The organism is Paenibacillus sp. FSL R10-2748 (assembly GCF_038005565.1).
Lineage (GTDB): Bacteria > Bacillota > Bacilli > Paenibacillales > Paenibacillaceae > Paenibacillus > Paenibacillus polymyxa_B.
Map to the genome: position 1 here is coordinate 1 of NZ_JBBOTK010000005.1, position 18694 is coordinate 18694.

Consider the following 18694-nt stretch of genomic DNA (forward strand, 5'->3'; position numbering starts at 1 on the left):
AGCGCCGATGGTACTTGGACCGCAGGGTCCTGGGAGAGTAGGACGTCGCCAAGCAAGATAAAAGAGCACAGCCTTAACGGGCTGTGCTCTTTTTCCTATAACCGATTCATTTATCATTCACATGAAAGATCATTATCGTGGATTCGGTCAAAAGTTGTATGGTATCCTGGTTGTCCTTTGTATAGTGGTGCTTAGTCAGCATTTTTAACTGAGGACAGTATTAACTGGGGAAGTTAATCTATTTCAACCTGTTCTGTCTGAAGGACACTCAAGGTTTGAAGTTTACGGGTAATTTCTTTTTGCCACTTTGTATCTCCGACTTGTACGGCAAGATTGAGAAGATCCAAATAATCATCAATATGCAGGGAGGTTTTATTAAAAGTTTCTTTCACTGCGGTCCTGCCTCCTTTAAAGTCTATGTGTATTTATCATTTAATAATGATAATCATTATCAAACTATGATCTTATTCATATTATGCCTGTGTTCTAGATAAATTGCAAGTTATGATATGAATGAATTTTGAAGCACGCAAATGAGGGCTTGAAAAAACAAACCCTTCTCCTTAAGTTCACGCATTGTTCACGTCTTTTCTATGGAACATAATGAAAAGAACAAGCGGGCATTGAGTGTCCACCAATAAGGAGGGCAAATTGCGCAATGCTTCAACAAGAGGAGGAAAAAGACCATGAGCAGAACAAAAATGAAAGCGTTTGCCATTGTGATGGCGAGCGCCTTGGCATTGACGCTGGCAGCTTGTAATAACGGACAAAGCGCAAGTCCGGGAAATTCAGGAGAACCGAGCAGAGGCACCGCAACGAAAGATGTTACGATTACCTTTCAGAACATTAATCCTGATCCGAGCACCCCTTCGTACAAAATGATTAAGCAAATTGTAGGTCAATACGAGCAGGATCATCCTCATGTCAAAATTGAATTGGATTCGCTAAATACAGATCAACAAAAGCTTAAGCTGAAAACACAGGCAGCGGCGAAGGAAGTACCTGATATCACGATTGTAAACCCAGCTGCACAGATGAAGCCATTCGTAGATGCCGGGCTGCTGGCTCCATTAAACGATGTGGCTGATAAAGAGGGGTTAAAAGATACGTTTCAGAATGGACTTCTTAATTACTATAGCTTCGACGATAAGCTCTATGCTTTTCCGGACGGTAACAATATAGAAGTGGTGTTTTACAATAAAGAACTGTTCAAGCAGGCGGGAATCCAGAAGTTGCCGACCACCTTTGACGAGCTGATTACGACGGTCAAGACGTTGAAGGCGAAGGGAATTACTCCGATTGCCATTGGGGAAAAGGATTCATGGACGGGTTCCCTCCTTTTTATGAATATTTTGTTGCGTACAAATGAAGGGCCGAATTTTCTCAATGATGTACTGGACGGTAAAAAGACGTTTAACGACCCAGCTTTTGTGGAAGCGGTGGATGCATTTCAGGAATTGGTGCAGGCAGGAGCTTTCCCGGATGGAGCTACATCTATTGACTACAATGCAGGTGGTAATATTTTTAAAACAGGAAAAGCCGCGATGTATATCATGGGTACATGGGAAACGGGGTCTATTGATGCTTCTTCGGTAGCGGGTAAGGTAGGAGCGTTTCAATTCCCTACGGTGAATGGCAAGGGTGATGTGAATGAGTATGTAATTGCGCCGGGCAGCGCATTTGCGGTATCTGCGAACAGTGAACATTTACAGGAGACGAAGGATTTTCTGCACTATTTTATTACGGAGATGCCCAAAATTCAGTTTGATCTGAAAAATGCGATTGGCAGTGGTCAGAAAATGAAAGGTGATCTGAAGGAAGCGGGCTACTCCGAGTTAGCGATTAGTCTTAATGAGCTGTTCAAGAATGTAAAAGGGGGCGATCTCGCTTTTGATAATACGATGAATCCGGCTATTGCGCAGGCGCATCTGAGTAGCATTCAAAACCTGTTCGTGCAAAAAGAAGACTCTGCACAAGTTGCCAAGGAACATCAGAACACTTTTGAAGCGAATAAATAAGTGAGGATTTTGCAAAAATCCAATAAGCGACTCCCAATGAACAATATATAGATCGAAATGGCCTAGTTCGTCTAGATATTGAACTTTGGAGCGACTGGAATCGAATTTTGCAAAATCCTGAAGTAGCTGACACTAGGGAGGGGGCAGAGTGCTCTTTCCCTGATTGGAAATCATGTAGGTTGTGCATCCTCAGAAGATGTTCAGAATCAACACAAAGGAGATTAGAGCATGAATGTACTGAAGGTGCCAGCACGTACCATTGCCGTTTTCGTGCTACCCTGCCTGTTGTTGTATACCTGTATGGTATTTGTTCCGATTCTGGTGTCGGTGTATTGCGGATTGCTGGATTGGAACGGAATCGCCGAGGCAAAGTTCGTGGGGCTGGCTAATTTTGAACGGATTTTTACAGCAGATTCAGTGTTCTGGCCGTCCGTGAAACGGACTATGATGTTCGCTGTGTTTTCCATGCTGGAAATTCCGTTCTGTCTGCTGCTGGCGATCTTGCTTAATCGCTATGTGCGTAAGGCCAATACGCTGGTAACGATGTATTTTCTGCCGGTTATTCTGTCGGTGGTTATTATCGGGCAGCTGTGGAAGACGATCTATAATCCAGCCTCGATGGGTGGAATGCTGAACGGTATTTTGCTGGCGATTGGGCTGGAAAGCTGGACGCGCTCATGGCTGACGGAACCGCAGATAGCGATGTACGCCCTCTATTTTGTATCGTTGTGGCAGTATTTTGGCTATCATTTACTTATCCAGTTTACCGGTGTACAAAATATACCGAATGAGCTGTACGAAGCAGCCAAAATTGATGGAGCTGAAGGATTCAAAGCAGACCGCTATATTACGCTGCCGCTCATTGTACCTATTTTCAAGATATCAATTGTATTAGCATTTATCGGCTCCCTGCAATCGTTTGATTTGATCTGGGTGATGACGGGTGGAGGACCAGCTCATGCAACGGATACAGTATCTACGTATATGTACAATATGTCCTTTTTATCGATGAAATACGGATATGGCAGCGCATTAGCTTCAATTCTCGTAGTGATTTGCTTGTCATTTACAATTGTGATAAATTTTGTTTTCAAACGAATCGAAAATAAGGTAAGCTAAAGGAGATGGAACTGTTGAATGCCTTAAAAAAAACGGGAGTCTTTTCCTTATTGGCAATCTTAATTGTCACGCAGCTGTATCCACTCTTTTGGCTGCTGACCTATTCGTTGAAGACGAATGAAGAGATATTGAGCTCAAGCTTCTTTGCACTCCCTCAAGTGCCCCAGTGGCACAACTATCAGGAAGCCTATGAATCAGGGAGCTACTTGCGTTATTTAGGAAACAGTGTACTGGTGACTGGGGTTACGATGATTTTCGTCATTTTGTTAAGCTCAATGGCTGCTTATGCGATTACACGTTTTCGTTGGCGCTTCGGGGCTGTTGTGCTGACTTTGTTTCTGATCGGGATGATGATCCCGATGCAAGCTACGCTGCTGCCGCTGATGGTGATGTTTAAAAACGTCCATATTCTGAATACGTATTTCTCACTGATTTTACCCTACATTGCTTTTCAGACACCGATTGCGGTCTTCATCCTATCCGGCTTTATGCGGTCCATTCCCCACGAAATTGAAGAATCCGCTTACATTGACGGAGCAAGCATTTATCGTATTTTCCGCAGTGTAATCTTACCCATCTCGATTCCGCCTATCATGACGGTATGTATTTTAACTTTCATTAACATCTGGAATGAATACATTATGGCTGCCACCTTTATCTCGTCCGAGAAGCTCAAAACTCTCCCTTTCGGCGTATATACGTTCGTCAGCCAGTATTCTGTGAACTACGGTAATATTGGTGCTTTTCTAGTCATGGGTGCCTTACCGGTCATTATTATTTATTTTGTTCTGTCCGAAAATATCACCAAGGGCATGGTTGCGGGAGCGGTTAAAGGATAGGCGGCCGATGCGAAAGGAGCGCACGGAGGTATGCTGCGCCGTTTTCAATCCATTCAATACCGCTTGTTTGTTCTGTTCCTGTTGAGCATGTCCGGCATTGTGCTGGCGGTCAGTCTATTATTTTACAACCGTACTACGGTGCAGTTCCATGATAAGGTCAGCGAGCTGGCGCGTAAAAATGTATCCCAGACGGCAGGCCTGTTCGAATTGCTACTCGGCAGCTATAACAGTCTCTCCAAATCGATCAGCAACAATATGGATTTGGTTCGTCTGTTGACGACGGATAGTAGTGATTTACCTGCTGTCAATTACATCAACGAACGTACGATTACGAATATTCTGGGCGCTATCTATTATTCGCGTGAGGATCTGATTGGCATCCATGTCATCACAGACACAGGCAAGGTATATAACTATGGCAATTATATGAATGTCATTGATACTCATTACGAACATACGGAATGGTATAAGGAAATTCGAAAGTCGGCGGGCAAAATTGCATGGCTGGGCGTGTATCCTCACTCTGTCATTGATCAGGTGGAAACCAGACCCGTGTTTGCGTTTGGACGGCAGCTCTATGATCTGGATGAACACAAGCCGATTGGTATTGTCCTGTTTGAGGCTGAGCCGCGTTCTGTTTTGTCCGCTCTCCACAATTTGCGGTTAGGCACCAATAGTCAGGTATATTTGTTGGGTCATGAAAATCGAATTGTGTCGGCCACTTCCTCTGATCCGCCACCGGATTTGCAAAATCTAGAGCAGCAGGTACCGGAGGAGGATGTTATTGTAAATCGAAGTAATGAAAGAGTTGTAATCGCTTCCAAGTTGCCGTTTGCCGACTGGTCTGTGATTAGTGTGACACCTAGTGAGGATCTGAACGTGGAGTTGGTGCAAAATCAAAGGTACTTATTTATCGTGGCACCTATACTTATTATTGTGTCGGCGTTAATTGCATCTATCGTCTCCAGAGGCATTTCCCTTCCACTCAAGCGAGTCATTCGGGAAATGAAGCGGGTAGAGACAGGAAATTTCCGTCATACGGTAAACACCAAATCCTATGAAGAAATCAACCAACTAGCTACCTCTTTTAACCATATGGTAAGACGGATTGCAGAGCTAATCGAGCTGGTGCGTATATCATCGGTCAGTGAAAAAAATGCGGAGCTGCACGCGCTACAGACGCAGGTCAATCCACATTTTCTGTATAATACGCTGGATATGATCTATTGGATGCTGGATGAAAAGGGACAAGATCAGCTCGGAGAGGTGGTTCTCTCCTTATCCCATATGTTCCGTTACAGCAGCCATTGGGAAGAGGGGGCCGATGTAAGCCTTCGTGAAGAAGTGGAGCAGGTTGGGCACTATCTCACCATTATTCAAACTCGGCTGGAGGGTAGGGTATCTGTAGACATTAGCATTGATGAACGATGGATGGATATCCGCCTGCCGAAAATGACCTTACAGCCATTGATTGAAAATGCAGTGAAGCACGGACTGGAGCCTCTTCATGCGGATACAGGTGGCAAGCTGCTCGTCAGAGCGGAGGAATATGACGGTGTATTGAGCCTGCACATCATCGACAACGGTGCAGGGATGGAGTACGAACGATGGGAGGTGGTCCAGGTCGCTTTGGCAGAACCCGGCAAACAGGCGGGCAGCGGGCAGGCGGGAGGCATCGGCCTGCAAAACCTAAATTTACGGCTACGGCACATGTTCGGAGAAGAGTACGGCCTACGGATCTCTAGCGCACCTGGGGCCGGAACAACAGCCACTGTAAGTGTGCCTCTGCCACAGAAGGAGGAGAAACATGAATATTCTGATAGCTGACGATGAAAATATGATTCGGCAGGGGATTCGGCGTACCATTGGCCAAGCTCTACCAACCTGCGGCATTCATCTCGCTGCTTCCACCGAGGAGGCAGCAGGCATTCTGGCGGAGCATCCTGTAGATATTGTATTAACTGATATCCTGATGCCCGGTATGGATGGTCTGGAATTCATGCGTATTTCTAAGCGAAAGCATCCTCATCTGCAGTGGGTTGTCATTTCGGCCCATTCCGACTTCCATTATGCACAAAGAGCAGTAAAGCTGGGTGCCAAAGACTACCTGTTAAAGCCGATTGGTAAAAAAAAGCTGCTGGAGTGCATTGAAATACTGGCAGCCGAAGCGCTTGTGGCCTCGCAGCAGGCGAACGAGGGTAGGCTTCTCAAATCCAATATGGTTTATTTGCGTGAAGCCGTTTTCCAACGCTATGCCCTTGGACTGGATACGGGCAAGCTGGATATACAGCCTTTTGTCGAAAATTATCCGGAATTCCATCTCTTCATGGTTCGCATGGAACCTGATCACAAGCAGACACATCTGGAGCATTTTATGATTGAAAATGTACTGTCCGAGCTCATTGAGGCAGGAGGCAGCGGCTTTGTCGTCAGTCTAGACCGCCATAGTCTGCTGGGCATTGCAAGGGTAAGAGATGAGGCAGAGGCCGCACGGCTAGAGACGTTGCTCGAATCCCATTTGAAGCGTTATGTGAAGGTGCCCCTACAAATTACACGTTCGGGTGTTCATCACAATTTTGCCTCCATACCTGAAGAGGTGGCGCGACTAAGACGTACGCCAGAGGAGATTGCAGCCGCAGCAGCGGATACAGGAGAATGTCTCCGCAAAGGCATGCATACGGTAGATGTGGCATTGCAATACATTCGGGCTCACTTTACAGAGGAGCTGTCGCTGGAGAAGGTGGCTTCAATCGTATTTTTGAATCCGGTGTATTTCAGCCAGTTATTCAAGCAAAAGACGGGACAAGGCTACAAGGATTACGTCATTTGCTTGCGTATGGAGGAGGCGAAGCGGCTGCTCAGTGATCCTCATCTGCGGCTGGCTGATATTTCAGAGCGGATCGGCTATCAGGATATGAGGCATTTTACACAGGTATTCCGGCGCAAATGTGGAATGACTCCAACCGAGTATAGACATCAGGGAGTCAAATAAGGCGGTATCAACGACCGAATGAAGGAAGTTCTTCAAGCATCAGACTGTTTCAGGAGTAGAGCGGTAGAGCATCTACTCGGGAGCAGTCTTTTTCGTGTCTCCAGCTTGTAGCAGTTCAACAAATTTGCGAGCTGCATTGGATAAATAACGATCCTTGCGCCATACGACGGCAGGCCGTGTGAAGGGGAATGGCTCCTTAATGGAGAGTGTGCGAAATCTGTCCCCGTATTCTTGTCCCAAGCCAGCGTCTGGAATGATAGTAATTCCCATGCCTGTGGAAACGAGTGAGAGAATGGTCGATATTTCAGGACAGTCCAGTACGACGCGCGGAATAAGATGGTGTTCCTGAAATTTGCGGATGACGGTTTCGTATAGTCCGTGTCCTTCTGTTCGGCGTCCCAACAAGAGGTCATAGCTGGCAGCTTCCTGTAATGTAATTTCCCCACTGGGATGGCGATCTGCCCATTCACACGGAAGAACCGCAACAAAAGAAACGCCCTCCAGTTCAATCGTATGGTACGATTTGTCATCTACCGGAAGCAGCAGCAGGGCCAGATCCACTTTATTTTGGTGCAGCAGTTCTTCCAGATGATGTGTGTCTCCGTGTCCTATTTTAACGTATACCTCTGGAAAATCCTGATGAAAGCGGCTGAGTTGTTCAGTAATCAGAGACATACAGGCGGATGACGTGCCTATAGCAAGTGTGCCGGTTACTTTGTTTTCAAACTCCCCAATTTCTCTACAGGTGTCCTCCATTTCAGCCAATAATCGCTTGGCGCGTGTATACAGTGTATATCCGGCCTCGGTTACCTCCCACTTCTTTCCTTCACGGTAAATCAGCTTTACGCCAAGCTCGTCCTCCATATTTTTGAGTTGTTGACTCAGCGGAGGCTGGGCCATGTTGAGCGTTTTGGCGGCCTTGGTGATTTGCCCTTCCTCCACGATGACGCAAAAGTAATGCAGATGCTTCATGTCCATTGGGATTCCTCCTTATTTCTAAACAACGCTTCAATTTGAATACTTTTAAAGTATGTATTCCATATATTATATATATTTTTCGTGTGCAAGGAACGGGCGTATAATTTTTGACAGTAATGCATGGGTGAACATAAAACGATGGGATGGAAGGAGGGGACATATGAAGAAAATCATTGTAGGAATATCGGGAGCGACAGGGTCGATCTTTGGTATCCGTATATTACAACAATTACGAGAGGCTGGAGTCCAAAGCCATCTGGTGCTATCCCCGTGGGCTATTGCGAACATTCCCTATGAGACAGGCTACACGGTGAAGGAAGTGGAGGCAATGGCGGATGCAGTCTACTCGTATAAGGATCAGGCTGCGCGTATTTCCAGCGGCTCCTTTCGAGTAGACGGCATGGTCGTCGCTCCTTGCAGCATGAAGACCCTTGCCTCTATTCGTATAGGTATGGCGGACAACCTGCTTACCCGATCAGCGGATGTGATGCTGAAGGAGCGAAAGAAGCTGCTGCTCATGACCAGGGAAACACCATTAAGCAGTATCCATCTGGAAAATATGCTGGAGCTGTCACGTATGGGCGTGATGATCCTGCCGCCGATGCCTGCCTTTTATAATCATCCTGCAAGTATCGAGGAATTGGTGGATCATATTGTTTTTCGCGCATTGGATCAGTTCGGTATTGTCACAACTGCAGCCAAACGTTGGGATGGAATGAAGCAGACTGACTCCAGTCTGCACCAGAATTGAGAAATCGAAAGACGAAGGAGAATGAAGGATGGCTTATAAAGACTTTCGCGATTTTCTACACACCTTGGAAAAGGAGGGACAATTACTCACGATCAGCGATGAGGTAAAGCCGGAGCCGGACCTCGCAGCAGCTAACAGAGCATTAAACAATCTTGGAGATAAGACGCCTGCTCTCTTTTTCAACAACATCTATGGATATACGGATGCTCGTATTGCAATGAATGTGATGGGCTCCTGGCCCAATCATGCCCTCATGATGGGAATGCCCAAAAACACGCCGCTCAAGGAGCAGTTTTTTGAATTTGCCAGACGCTATGAACAATTTCCGGTGCCCGTGAAGCGGGAAGAAACCGCTCCTTTTCATGAAGTCGAGATTACAGAGGATATTAATTTGTTTGATATTTTGCCGTTGTTTCGTTTGAATCAGGGGGACGGAGGGTTTTATCTGGATAAAGCAATTCTAGTTTCACGCGATCTGGATGACCCGGACACCTACGGTAAGCAAAATGTCGGTTTGTACCGGATGCAGGTAAAAGGCAAGAACCGTTTGGGCATCCAGCCTGTACCACAGCATGATATTGCGATCCATATCCGTCAGGCTGAGGAGCGCGGCGAAAATCTGAAGGTGGCTATTGCCCTCGGATGTGAGCCTGTGATTACAACGGCTGCTTCTACGCCGCTGCTGTACGATCAATCCGAATATGAGATGGCGGGCGCCATTCAGGGTGAGCCTTATCGTGTGGTCAAAGCGAAGAATGCAGATCTGGATCTGCCTTGGGGAGCCGAGGTCATTTTGGAAGGCGAAGTGTTAGCAGGTGAACGTGAGTATGAAGGTCCATTCGGTGAATTCACAGGTCACTATTCCGGCGGTCGCGCGATGCCAGTCATTCAGATTAATCGTGTATATCACCGCAAACAGCCTATCTTTGAGCATCTGTACATCGGGATGCCTTGGACGGAAACGGATTATATGATCGGTGTGAATACAAGTGTACCGTTGTTTCAGCAGCTTAAGGATGCTTTTCCTAATGAAATCGTAGCCGTTAATGCCATGTATACGCATGGGCTGGTCGCTATTATTTCCACGAAAACCCGGTATGGCGGCTTTGCAAAGGCTGTGGGAATGCGTGCGTTAACGACTCCGCATGGATTAGGGTATTGCAAGCTGGTCATTGTGGTGGATGAGGATGTCGATCCGTTCAATCTGCCGCAGGTCATGTGGGCTTTATCCACCAAGCTTCATCCAAAGCATGATGCTGTCATTGTTCCTGGCTTGTCTATTTTACCGCTTGACCCAGGCTCTGATCCGGCAGGTATGACGCACAAAATGATATTGGATGCGACGACACCTGTAGCACCGGATATTAGAGGACATTACTCGCAGTCGCTCGATTCCCCGTTGGGTGTAGCAGAATGGGAGAAAAAGTTGAGCCAAATGCTTCGTTGAATATTTTTAAAAACAAAAAAAGATTAAAGGAGTGCTGACAGATGCATATTTGTCCCCGTTGTGAATCTAATCGTTCGGAGGTTGTTACCCGCTCGCCAGTTAAAGGCGCCTGGGAGGTTTTGTTGTGCCCAGTATGCCTGTTCACATGGCGGACCTCAGAACCGGATATCATTACTGATCCAGCAAAGTATAAATCGGCGTTCAAGGTAAACCCCAAAGATATTCCGAATGCTGCTCATGTTCCTCCTATTCCAGAGCGGATATAGGGTCGTTCGTAAGTAGCCGTAAATTATGGTACTTTGAAGTTATAGGCCAAATGTAAAGGGGATTATACTTCATGCAGACACCAAGGATCGGTAAGGAACTGTTCACGCTACTGGACGGTAAGGTATTGGAGGACAAGCAGCATGAAGCAATGATGCTGCTGACGGTCACGGAAGATCAGTGGCCGCACATAGCGATGATTAGTGTGGGCGAAGTTGTAGCGCTGGACGAGGGGAATTTGCGTCTGGCACTATGGCCAGGCACGACCACGACGGGCAACATGATTCGTACCGGGAAGGCGACGCTTGCGGTGTTTACCGGGGGGAAGGCGCATTATGTGCGGTTGTCGCTGGAACATCTGCCTGCTTTGCCCGAAGCCAAGCATGTACGTGAGCGATTTGCGGCTCATGTTTTTGCAGCCAGAGAAGATTCGGCCCAATATGCGGATATCTTGACAGGTGTCACGGTCCGTCTCAAGGAACCGGAATTGGTGATCCATCGCTGGAAGGAAACGGTGGCCGAGCTGTTAATGTAAAGCCATCTGATTATGACAAATAATCTATGTATTTACCAAGTTTACCGTTAAAATAAATGCGGGGAATAAGCGCTTACAAGGGATCGCGCTGAGCTTGTTGGAACAGGAAATTAGAGCGCGAGGGGAAGCCTGTTTCTTTTGAAGGAAAAATAGGAGGGATGAATATGTCTCGTTTTGACAAGGTAGATCAGCTATTGAAACATTTCGTAGCAAATGGGCCAGCAGGTTGCGGTTGTGCCATTGCCCAGAATGGTCAAGTGTTGTATGAAGGATATCATGGATATGCTGATCTGGAAGCCCGAAAGCCAATCACTGAGGATACAGTGTATCGCTTGTTTTCCATGACAAAGGTTGTTGTCTGTACGGCTGCACTTATGCTGTACGAACGCGGGCAATTTTTGTTGAATGAGCCCTTGTATGAATATTTTCCCGAATATCGTAATGCGCATGTATTCAAAACCGCTCCTAACGGATACACCTATGTGGATAAGGCGGAGAAACCCATTTTAATTAAGCATATATTCAATATGAGTGTGGGTCTTCCCTATGCTTCCGAGTCTTCAGAGACAGGACGGGCCATGCAAAAGGTCCTTAGAACGTTAAAGGAAAAGCAGGGGAAATATGATCTGCGCACAGAAATTAAAGCGCTTTCTGAGATTCCACTTTCATTTGAGCCGGGAACACGCTGGTTATACGGATATGGACATGACCTGGTTGCAGGTCTTATTGAAGTGATTTCAGGTAAATCATTAGGGCAATTCCTAAAGGATGAAATATTTGATCCGCTTGGAATGAACAATACAGGTTACCGATATCGTGGAGATATTGAATTGCGAATGGCCTCCTTTTACCAACGAACAGACGCCGGAGAGCTAGAAAAAATAGAGGGTTTCTTGGATGAATATCATCAGCCCGATGCTATATATGAAAGTGGGGGCGCAGGTCTGTATTCGACAGTTAAGGAGTACCTTATATTTTCACAAATGCTGTCGAATGGAGGTATGGTAGATGGTGTGAGGCTATTAGGGAGAAAAACTATTGATTTAATGCGCACCAATCATCTGAATACAGATCAATTATTGGATTTTACTAATTCTTATCATACAGGTTATGGTTACGGACTGGGCGTGCGCACGTTAATTGATAAAGCGGCTGGGCATGCAAATAGTTCTATTGGAGAATTTGGCTGGACGGGAGTAGCAGGCACTTGGGTTTCTATAGATCCAAGCGAACAATTCTCCGTCGTTTATATGCACCAACTGGCTCCTAATATGGAAGAATACCATCATTTGAGAGTTCGCGCAGCAGCTTATAGCTGTTTGTAAATGCGAGGTTGTGGGTCTGTTGGGTAAACTCTTCACTATGGCTCTGAAGCTACACAAATTGTAATGTCTAATCTTTATCAGAAATGATCTAGTTAATAAGGACCAAATTTCCTTCGAAGCCTAAACTATTCTTTTCCATATGACGACATAAAACGTAGGTGTAAGGATTTTGCGAAATCCTTAATTTAAGTTTTGGAATGGGAGGGAATTAGATTTTGAAGAATAGATGGTCCGGTTTTCTGGCGTTGGTCATCCTGATTTCAAGTTTTACATCATATGCAGGGTTTGCATCTGCTGCGGATGCGGTGCTTTCCAAGATTGTCCTTTCCTCTAACGAGGTAACTTTGCAGCAGGGAGATACGGCTGCGTTGACGGCTACTGCTGTTTTTAGCGATGGGACAACCTCGAATGTAACCGTAAGCACGGATTGGAAAAGTGATAATACAGCTATTGCTACCGTGTATAACGGTACAGTTTCGGCCAAGGCTGAAGGGGAAGCCACCGTGGTTGCGACCTATAAAGAGAAGGTGCAATCGGTTCAGGTACATGTAACGAAAAAGGTTAAGGCGCTGACATCCAGTGTACAAAGCCTGAACTTGCGTTCAAGCGGTACAGGACAGGTTGATTTGACAGCGACATACAGTGATAATACAACAGCTCAGGTTTCGGGTGATGCTACTTGGACCTCCGATAATCAAAAGGTAGCCACAGTAGTTAACGGATTGGTTACCGCTCAGGGAGCAGGTACAGCCAATATTAAGGCCGTATATGGTCAACAGACCGTAACCATTGCTGTGCAGGTGGAGCAGGTTAAACGTCTCGATGTCAGTTCATCAGAGGTTTCTCTTTTGCTGAAGGATACTGAGAAGGTTAAACTTACGGCGACGTTCCCGGATGGATCGGTACAGGACGTAACAGAGTCCGCTGAATGGAGCTCCAGCAATGCAGCTGTGGCGGATGTACTGAAAGGCACCATTACCGGCTACAGCGCGGGAAAGGCGACAATTACAGGTAAATATGGCACGATGTCCGCTACGATTTCGGTAGATGTCGATCAAACGAATAAGCTGAAAGCCAGCGAATCCAATATTTTTCTCCGTCTGGATGAATCTAAAAAAATACAAGTTTCTGCCGTTTATCCGGATGGGACGGTAACGGATATCACAGATAAAGCTACTTGGACATCAAGCGATGAAAAAATTGCGACTGTGAATAAGGGAACGATTATGGCCATTGGAGCGGGTTCGGCTACGGTGACCGCTAAGTATGGAGATAAGACTGTTTCGATCAAGACAGATGTCGAAACCTCCAGATATTTGGATTTGAGTGAGGACAAGCTGAGCCTGAATGCCAAGGAATCCAAAAAGCTCAAGCTGACCGCAACGTATGTAACAGGTACGGAAGAAGATATCACAAGTAAGGCAGAGTGGAAGTCCAGCAATGAAGATATCGCTTTTGTCAGTGCGGGAGAAGTCACGGGTTATAAAACAGGTGAGGCTACGATCACCGCTTCTTATGGTGGCAAAACAGTTACAGCTACGGTATCCGTAAATGTACCCGGTGATCTGTCTCTGTCCTCCAAAACGGCAACGATTGATATTGATGAGGACTATACTGCAACTTTGACGGCTACTTATGCGGATGGGCGTAAGGAAGATGTAACACAGGATGCAGAATGGGCTTCAAGCGCGGAAGATATTGCTTCTGTGTCCAAAGGAACGATTACGGGTAAATCCGCTGGTAAAGCGGTTATTACAGCGACCTATAATGGCAAAAAACTGACGATTAACGTACAAGTAGGCCTTGTAGACCGTCTGGAAACAGACTCGCGTGTAATTGCGCTTGGTGCTCAGGAAACGAAGCAGCTGAAAGTAACAGGAGTTAAGAGTGGCGGTACAAAAACAGACGTAACCAAGGACGCCACCTGGACAACTAGCAATGTAAAAGTGGTTGAAGTTAGCGAAGGTTTGATCAAAGCGAATGGTAGCGGTAAGGCAACGGTGACTGCTTCATATGGCAAGCAAAACATTACGTTTACGGTAGAAGTGGACGTAGCGCAAAAAATTGAAGCGGATGCAATCGCGCTATCGCTCAAATCTGGAGATCAAAAAACCATTGCGATTGTGGTTAAATCGAGTGATGGTAAAGAAAAGGACGTTACGACCCAAGCTGAATGGAAAACGTCTAATTATAAGGTAGCCACTGTTAAAAAGGGTCAGGTTACTGCGGTTAGCTACGGTAAAGCTAACATTCAGGCGAAGTTTGGCGGGAAGGTAATCAGCGTACCCGTGGATGTTGATACGCTTAAATACCTGCAAACAGACGAAGTTGCTTTGAATTTGAAGGCAGGACAGCTGGCCAAGGTTACGGCTACAGCCACGTATAAGGATGAGTCGGAGAAGGATGTTTCCAAACCGGCTGTCTGGTCCTCGTCCAGAATTGTTGTTGCGACCGTCAAAGACGGTAACATTAAGGCACAGGGCAAGGGCAAAGCAGTAATTACTGTGAAATATGCAGGTAAAATGACGAAGATACAGGTAACCGTTCAGTAAAAAAGAGAGCAAGCATACGTCCAAGGACGACATGCTTGCTCTTTTTTTAAGGAGGCTACCGCTTATAAATTATGACTTATCCTTCTTGGTCGGTGTGTTGCGTGTAAGTGATTCGGTCAAACGCTTGCCAGTCGGCGTCTGGGCCAAGCCGCCTTTGGCGGTCTCGCGGTGCTTCGACGGCATCGCACTGCCGACTTCAAGCATCACGTCAATGACTTCGTCAGACGGAATAGCGCTGCGCACACCCGCCAAAGCCATATCCGCTGCGGCAAGCGCAGTCACGGCTCCCAGCCCGTTGCGCACGATGCACGGAATCTCCACGAGTCCAGCGACGGGGTCGCAAATCAGGCCGAGCGTGTTCTTAAGAGCGAGGCCCACGGCGTGAACAGCCTGTTCAGGCGTACCACCACGCAGCTCGACCATAGCGCCAGCAGCCATCCCGATAGCTGAACCAATCTCAGCCTGACAGCCTCCCTCCGCGCCAGAAATGAAGGAGTTGTTGGCGATCACGTAGCCAATGGCTCCAGCGGCGAACAGGCCGTTCACCATATGCTCATCATCCCAGCCGAACCGCTCCTGCGCACTGATGAACACACCAGGGATAACCCCACATGAGCCTGCGGTAGGCGTGGCCACAATGCGACCCATGGATGCATTAACCTCCGACACGGAGAGGGCATAAGCCATGGCAAGCGCGGAGGCATCACCGGAGCAGGTTTCCCCTGACCGCAGATACTCGGCTAGGCGCTTGCCGTCACCGCCCGTCAATCCACTGCGGGATACGGTGTCTTGTGTCTGACCGCGATGAACGGCTTCCTTCATGACTTCATAATAATCAGACATTTGGCGAAAGATTTCTTCCTCCGTTGTATTCGTCTCTTGTACCTGCTCTTGAATCATCAAACGGCCAATTGTGGTGGATTCTTCAGCGCATAAAGCGCTGATTTCATGCAGATGGCTAAACCGCATCGGATTCAGCTCCTTTTTTCAAATTAATCATCTTAATTTCATACATATGAGGTAAAGAACGCAGTTCCGCAATCAGTTCAGCTGGAGCAGAACTGTCCGTTTCAATGGCGGTGAGTGCTTCACCATCCCGGCCTTTGCGATCTACGTGCATATAGGCAATGTTAATGTGGGCCGCGCCCAGCGCTGAAGTTATCGCGCCCAATGTACCGGGCTTATCCGAGTGGAGAAGCACCAGCGTAGGCAGCTCCCCGGTCAGATTGACCCGGAATTCGTTAAGCTGCTGGACATGGATGCTGCCGCCGCCGATGGAGGAGCCCAACAGTGTGCGCTGATCCTCGCCCTTCCACAGCTCGAAACGGACAGTGTTCGGATGAGGCGCGGGGAGTCCGCTGACGGCGAATTCCACGGCCATCCCGGCTTGCTCTGCCCATTGCTCGGCATCCGGAATCCGGTGATCGTCCGTATCGTAATTAAGCAGCCCTGCGATGAGCGCCAGGTCTGTACCGTGTCCTTTATACGTGTCGGCAAAGGAGCCGTACAGCGTCATGCGGGCACGGTCAGGCTGCGTCCCGAGCCAGTGCCGGGCAACGCGTGCGAGCCGCACCGCGCCTGCGGTGTGTGAACTGGAAGGTCCGGTCATGGCCGGACCGATAATAGAAAATACATCTTTGAAACGCATGGTGTGGCCCCCTGTATGTTCTAATACCATACTATATGGTATTTCCGCGTCTTTGCGCGGTTATGACGGTTCTTAATGCTGACGCACAATGTGAGCACAAAAAAGGACAGGATAAGGAAGTTTCCCTTATCTCTGTCCTCGTTACCTGAGAGTTTCGTGCGGTGTTCTTACCGCCTTACCCCTTGGGTGGCTTGCGCTCTCTCCAGAGTTGCGTCAGATGACGATACATGGACCTGAGAGATTATCCGTCAGCCGGGTGCTGACGTCTTGCTCCTTCGGTGCCGCCAGAGTGTAGGCTCCCTGGACAGACTCTCCCGTCATCTTCATTCGCGTATACCGTTCTACATGTCTTCCTTAGCGTAATGTATGCCGTGCTCAGTGTCAATCACAGGTTTAATTTTTACATAAACAGGTGCGTTTCCAATAAAAAAGATTAAAATTTACATAATTATGGATGAAACCAGGAAGGAATTAGAAGATTGGCGGCTAATCTGATAAAGGACAAGTATATTTATGGAAATCATAGGAGGGATATTGACGTATGGTAAAAGGCTTGCGATTCACAGGTTCACGCTTAAAAGGGATGTTGCATCTAGCAGCTATCGTATCACTGCTGATTGGGATCTTCGTTCCATTCGGTCAGGTCAAGGCGGAGGGAGCATTGACAGTAGCCGAAGCACTTCAGCGCCAAAGCAGTGGAGGTACGGTGACGGTGGAAGGTTACATCGTCGGACATGCTACCGGATCGAAAACGGCTAACTTTTCTTCCCCGTTCGCGAATGATTTTAACGTACTGATTGCCGATCAGGCAAATGAACGTAATACGTCTAATCTGTTGGATGTACAGCTGACTTCAGCGTACAGAGGGCAATATGGGCTATCAGGCCATCCTGAGCTGATCGGCAGCAAAATTCGTGTGACGGGTACACTCGGCGCCTACAATAATTTTGGTGGAGTGAAAAGTCCAAGCGCTGTTGAACTGGTGAGCGGAAGCGAGCCGGGGGAACCAGGCGAACCTGGCAACCCGGGTCAACCCGGTACTACACTGCCGGATGGAAAAGGCAAAAAGGTGCTGTTCGATAATACGCACGCACAGACCGCTGGTGCAGCAGATTGGGTCATTGAAGGCGCCTTCTCCGACTTTGCCAATGGACTGCGTAATGTAGGCTTTACGGTAGACCAATTGAATCGTCCTATTCCTTTTACTTATGGAGAGCAGGCCATAACATATGACAAGCTGCGCCAATATGATGTGTTCATTATTGGTGAAGCGAATGTTGCCTTTAAGGCATCCGAGCAGGCTGCCCTGCTGCAATACGTGAATAGCGGGGGGAGCGTCTTCTTCATCTCCGATCATTATAATGCGGACCGTAACAAAAACCGTTGGGATTCCTCCGAGGTTATGAATGGTTACCGTCGTGGAGCCTATACTAATCCGGCCAAGGGCATGACTGCAGAAGAAGCTGCATCACCGGCGATGCAAGGATTAACAAGCTCCGATTGGCTGGCGGCCAACTTTGGCGTTCGTTTCCGTTACAATGCGCTGGGTGATGTGAATGCTACCGACATTGTAGCCGCAGATCAATCTTTCGGCATTACCAAGGGTGTGCGCTCGATTGCAATGCATGCAGGATCTACGCTGGCTATTATTGATCCTACCAAGGCTAAAGGCATTGCTTATATCCCTTCAGGCACGAAAAAATGGGGTAATGCGGTAGACCAGGGAGTTTATAACGGCGGGGGCCGTGCGGAAGGACCTTATGCCGCTATCTCCAAGGTAGGTCAAGGCAAGGCAGCGTTCATCGGTGATTCTTCCCCTGTAGAAGATGCTACACCGAAATATGTGCGTGAGGAAAACGGACAGTCGAAGAAGACATATGATGGTTTTAAAGAAGTGGATGATTCCACCTTCCTGGTGCAAACGGTTCAATGGCTTGCATGGAAGCAGGACTACACGAAATTGTCTGATGTGGCAGGTTTGACTCTGGATCAGCCAACGAAGCTTCTACCATTTGAGGAGCCTGCGGCTTCCACAGAACCGCAGCCTGAGCCTTGGTCTGCTCCAGCAGCAGGCTACAAATGGTACGATCCTAGAACGTTCAAGTCTGGCTCCTATGGAGCGGCTTCATAATTATCGCCAGAAGCTCAATGTGAGCTGGTATTAGTTAGTCGTTTGATCCCTGCAGAGGGATCAGGCGACTTTTTTTGTGATGAAAATTAACCTGT

General features: G+C 47.4%; 16 protein-coding genes and 1 riboswitch. Of the genes, 12 read left to right on the plus strand and 4 right to left on the minus strand.

Translation table 11 applies throughout. The features are described 5' to 3' along the window. Nucleotides 1-233 precede the first annotated feature (233 nt). Nucleotides 234-392: a hypothetical protein gene (locus NSS66_RS16110; RefSeq protein ID WP_023986660.1), complete on the minus strand. Its 159-nt coding sequence runs from the start codon at nucleotides 390-392 to the stop codon at nucleotides 234-236. Between the two features lie 294 nt (nucleotides 393-686). Here NSS66_RS16110 and NSS66_RS16115 point away from each other — a divergent pair, with 294 nt between their 5' ends. From NSS66_RS16115 to NSS66_RS16135, 5 genes are all read left to right on the plus strand, one after another. Beyond that, complete coding sequence (locus tag NSS66_RS16115; protein WP_023986661.1) at nucleotides 687-2018, plus strand: extracellular solute-binding protein; 1332 nt, start codon at nucleotides 687-689, stop codon at nucleotides 2016-2018. Between the two features lie 228 nt (nucleotides 2019-2246). Continuing rightward, nucleotides 2247-3137, plus strand: coding sequence for a carbohydrate ABC transporter permease (locus tag NSS66_RS16120; RefSeq protein WP_023986662.1), 891 nt, complete (start codon nucleotides 2247-2249; stop codon nucleotides 3135-3137). 5 nt (nucleotides 3138-3142) lie between these two features. After that, a complete protein-coding gene (locus tag NSS66_RS16125; protein ID WP_370671150.1) occupies nucleotides 3143-3976 on the plus strand; it encodes a carbohydrate ABC transporter permease in 834 nt (277 codons plus the stop codon). A 30-nt stretch (nucleotides 3977-4006) separates the two neighbouring features. Beyond that, entirely contained in the window at nucleotides 4007-5803 is a 1797-nt protein-coding gene (locus NSS66_RS16130) for a sensor histidine kinase (RefSeq protein ID WP_023986664.1), read from the plus strand. Continuing rightward, nucleotides 5784-6968: a response regulator gene (locus tag NSS66_RS16135; RefSeq protein WP_023986665.1), complete on the plus strand. Its 1185-nt coding sequence runs from the start codon at nucleotides 5784-5786 to the stop codon at nucleotides 6966-6968. Before NSS66_RS16130 ends, NSS66_RS16135 begins: the two co-directional genes overlap by 20 nt. A 72-nt stretch (nucleotides 6969-7040) precedes the next feature. Here NSS66_RS16135 and NSS66_RS16140 read toward each other — a convergent pair whose 3' ends face one another. After that, the gene (locus NSS66_RS16140) at nucleotides 7041-7946 is read right to left on the minus strand and encodes a LysR family transcriptional regulator (RefSeq protein ID WP_028541241.1); all 906 of its coding nucleotides are present in this window, start codon (nucleotides 7944-7946) and stop codon (nucleotides 7041-7043) included. A 160-nt stretch (nucleotides 7947-8106) separates the two neighbouring features. Here NSS66_RS16140 and NSS66_RS16145 point away from each other — a divergent pair, with 160 nt between their 5' ends. The 6 genes from NSS66_RS16145 to NSS66_RS16170 all read left to right on the plus strand — a co-directional run bounded on the left by NSS66_RS16145 (nucleotide 8107) and on the right by NSS66_RS16170 (nucleotide 14820). Continuing rightward, entirely contained in the window at nucleotides 8107-8697 is a 591-nt protein-coding gene (locus tag NSS66_RS16145; protein ID WP_339201318.1) for a flavin prenyltransferase UbiX, read from the plus strand. A gap of 28 nt (nucleotides 8698-8725) precedes the next feature. Beyond that, nucleotides 8726-10144 carry a non-oxidative hydroxyarylic acid decarboxylases subunit C gene (locus NSS66_RS16150; RefSeq protein WP_028541240.1) on the plus strand — a complete coding sequence of 473 codons (1419 nt, stop codon included), beginning with the start codon at nucleotides 8726-8728 and terminating at the stop codon, nucleotides 10142-10144. A 41-nt stretch (nucleotides 10145-10185) separates the two neighbouring features. Next, a complete protein-coding gene (locus NSS66_RS16155; RefSeq protein WP_339201319.1) occupies nucleotides 10186-10410 on the plus strand; it encodes a non-oxidative hydroxyarylic acid decarboxylases subunit D in 225 nt (74 codons plus the stop codon). A 71-nt stretch (nucleotides 10411-10481) separates the two neighbouring features. Continuing rightward, nucleotides 10482-10943, plus strand: coding sequence for a pyridoxamine 5'-phosphate oxidase family protein (locus NSS66_RS16160; RefSeq protein WP_075153601.1), 462 nt, complete (start codon nucleotides 10482-10484; stop codon nucleotides 10941-10943). A gap of 164 nt (nucleotides 10944-11107) precedes the next feature. Continuing rightward, complete coding sequence (locus NSS66_RS16165; RefSeq protein ID WP_339201322.1) at nucleotides 11108-12268, plus strand: serine hydrolase domain-containing protein; 1161 nt, start codon at nucleotides 11108-11110, stop codon at nucleotides 12266-12268. A gap of 215 nt (nucleotides 12269-12483) precedes the next feature. Further along, the gene (locus NSS66_RS16170) at nucleotides 12484-14820 is read left to right on the plus strand and encodes an Ig-like domain-containing protein (protein WP_023986671.1); all 2337 of its coding nucleotides are present in this window, start codon (nucleotides 12484-12486) and stop codon (nucleotides 14818-14820) included. A gap of 69 nt (nucleotides 14821-14889) precedes the next feature. Here the strand turns inward: NSS66_RS16170 and sdaAA are convergent, their stop codons facing one another. After that, nucleotides 14890-15789, minus strand: a complete 900-nt coding sequence (sdaAA, locus tag NSS66_RS16175) for an L-serine ammonia-lyase, iron-sulfur-dependent, subunit alpha (RefSeq protein ID WP_013308429.1) — start codon at nucleotides 15787-15789, stop codon at nucleotides 14890-14892. Then, complete coding sequence (gene sdaAB, locus NSS66_RS16180; protein ID WP_013308430.1) at nucleotides 15779-16468, minus strand: L-serine ammonia-lyase, iron-sulfur-dependent subunit beta; 690 nt, start codon at nucleotides 16466-16468, stop codon at nucleotides 15779-15781. The genes sdaAA and sdaAB overlap by 11 nt, the downstream gene beginning before the upstream one ends. Before the next feature lie 211 nt (nucleotides 16469-16679). After that, nucleotides 16680-16795: riboswitch (glycine riboswitch) on the minus strand. A 214-nt stretch (nucleotides 16796-17009) separates the two neighbouring features. Here sdaAB and NSS66_RS16185 point away from each other — a divergent pair. After that, nucleotides 17010-18599 carry a DUF6359 domain-containing protein gene (locus tag NSS66_RS16185; RefSeq protein ID WP_053324470.1) on the plus strand — a complete coding sequence of 530 codons (1590 nt, stop codon included), beginning with the start codon at nucleotides 17010-17012 and terminating at the stop codon, nucleotides 18597-18599. The last annotated feature ends 95 nt before the right edge of the window (nucleotides 18600-18694 follow it).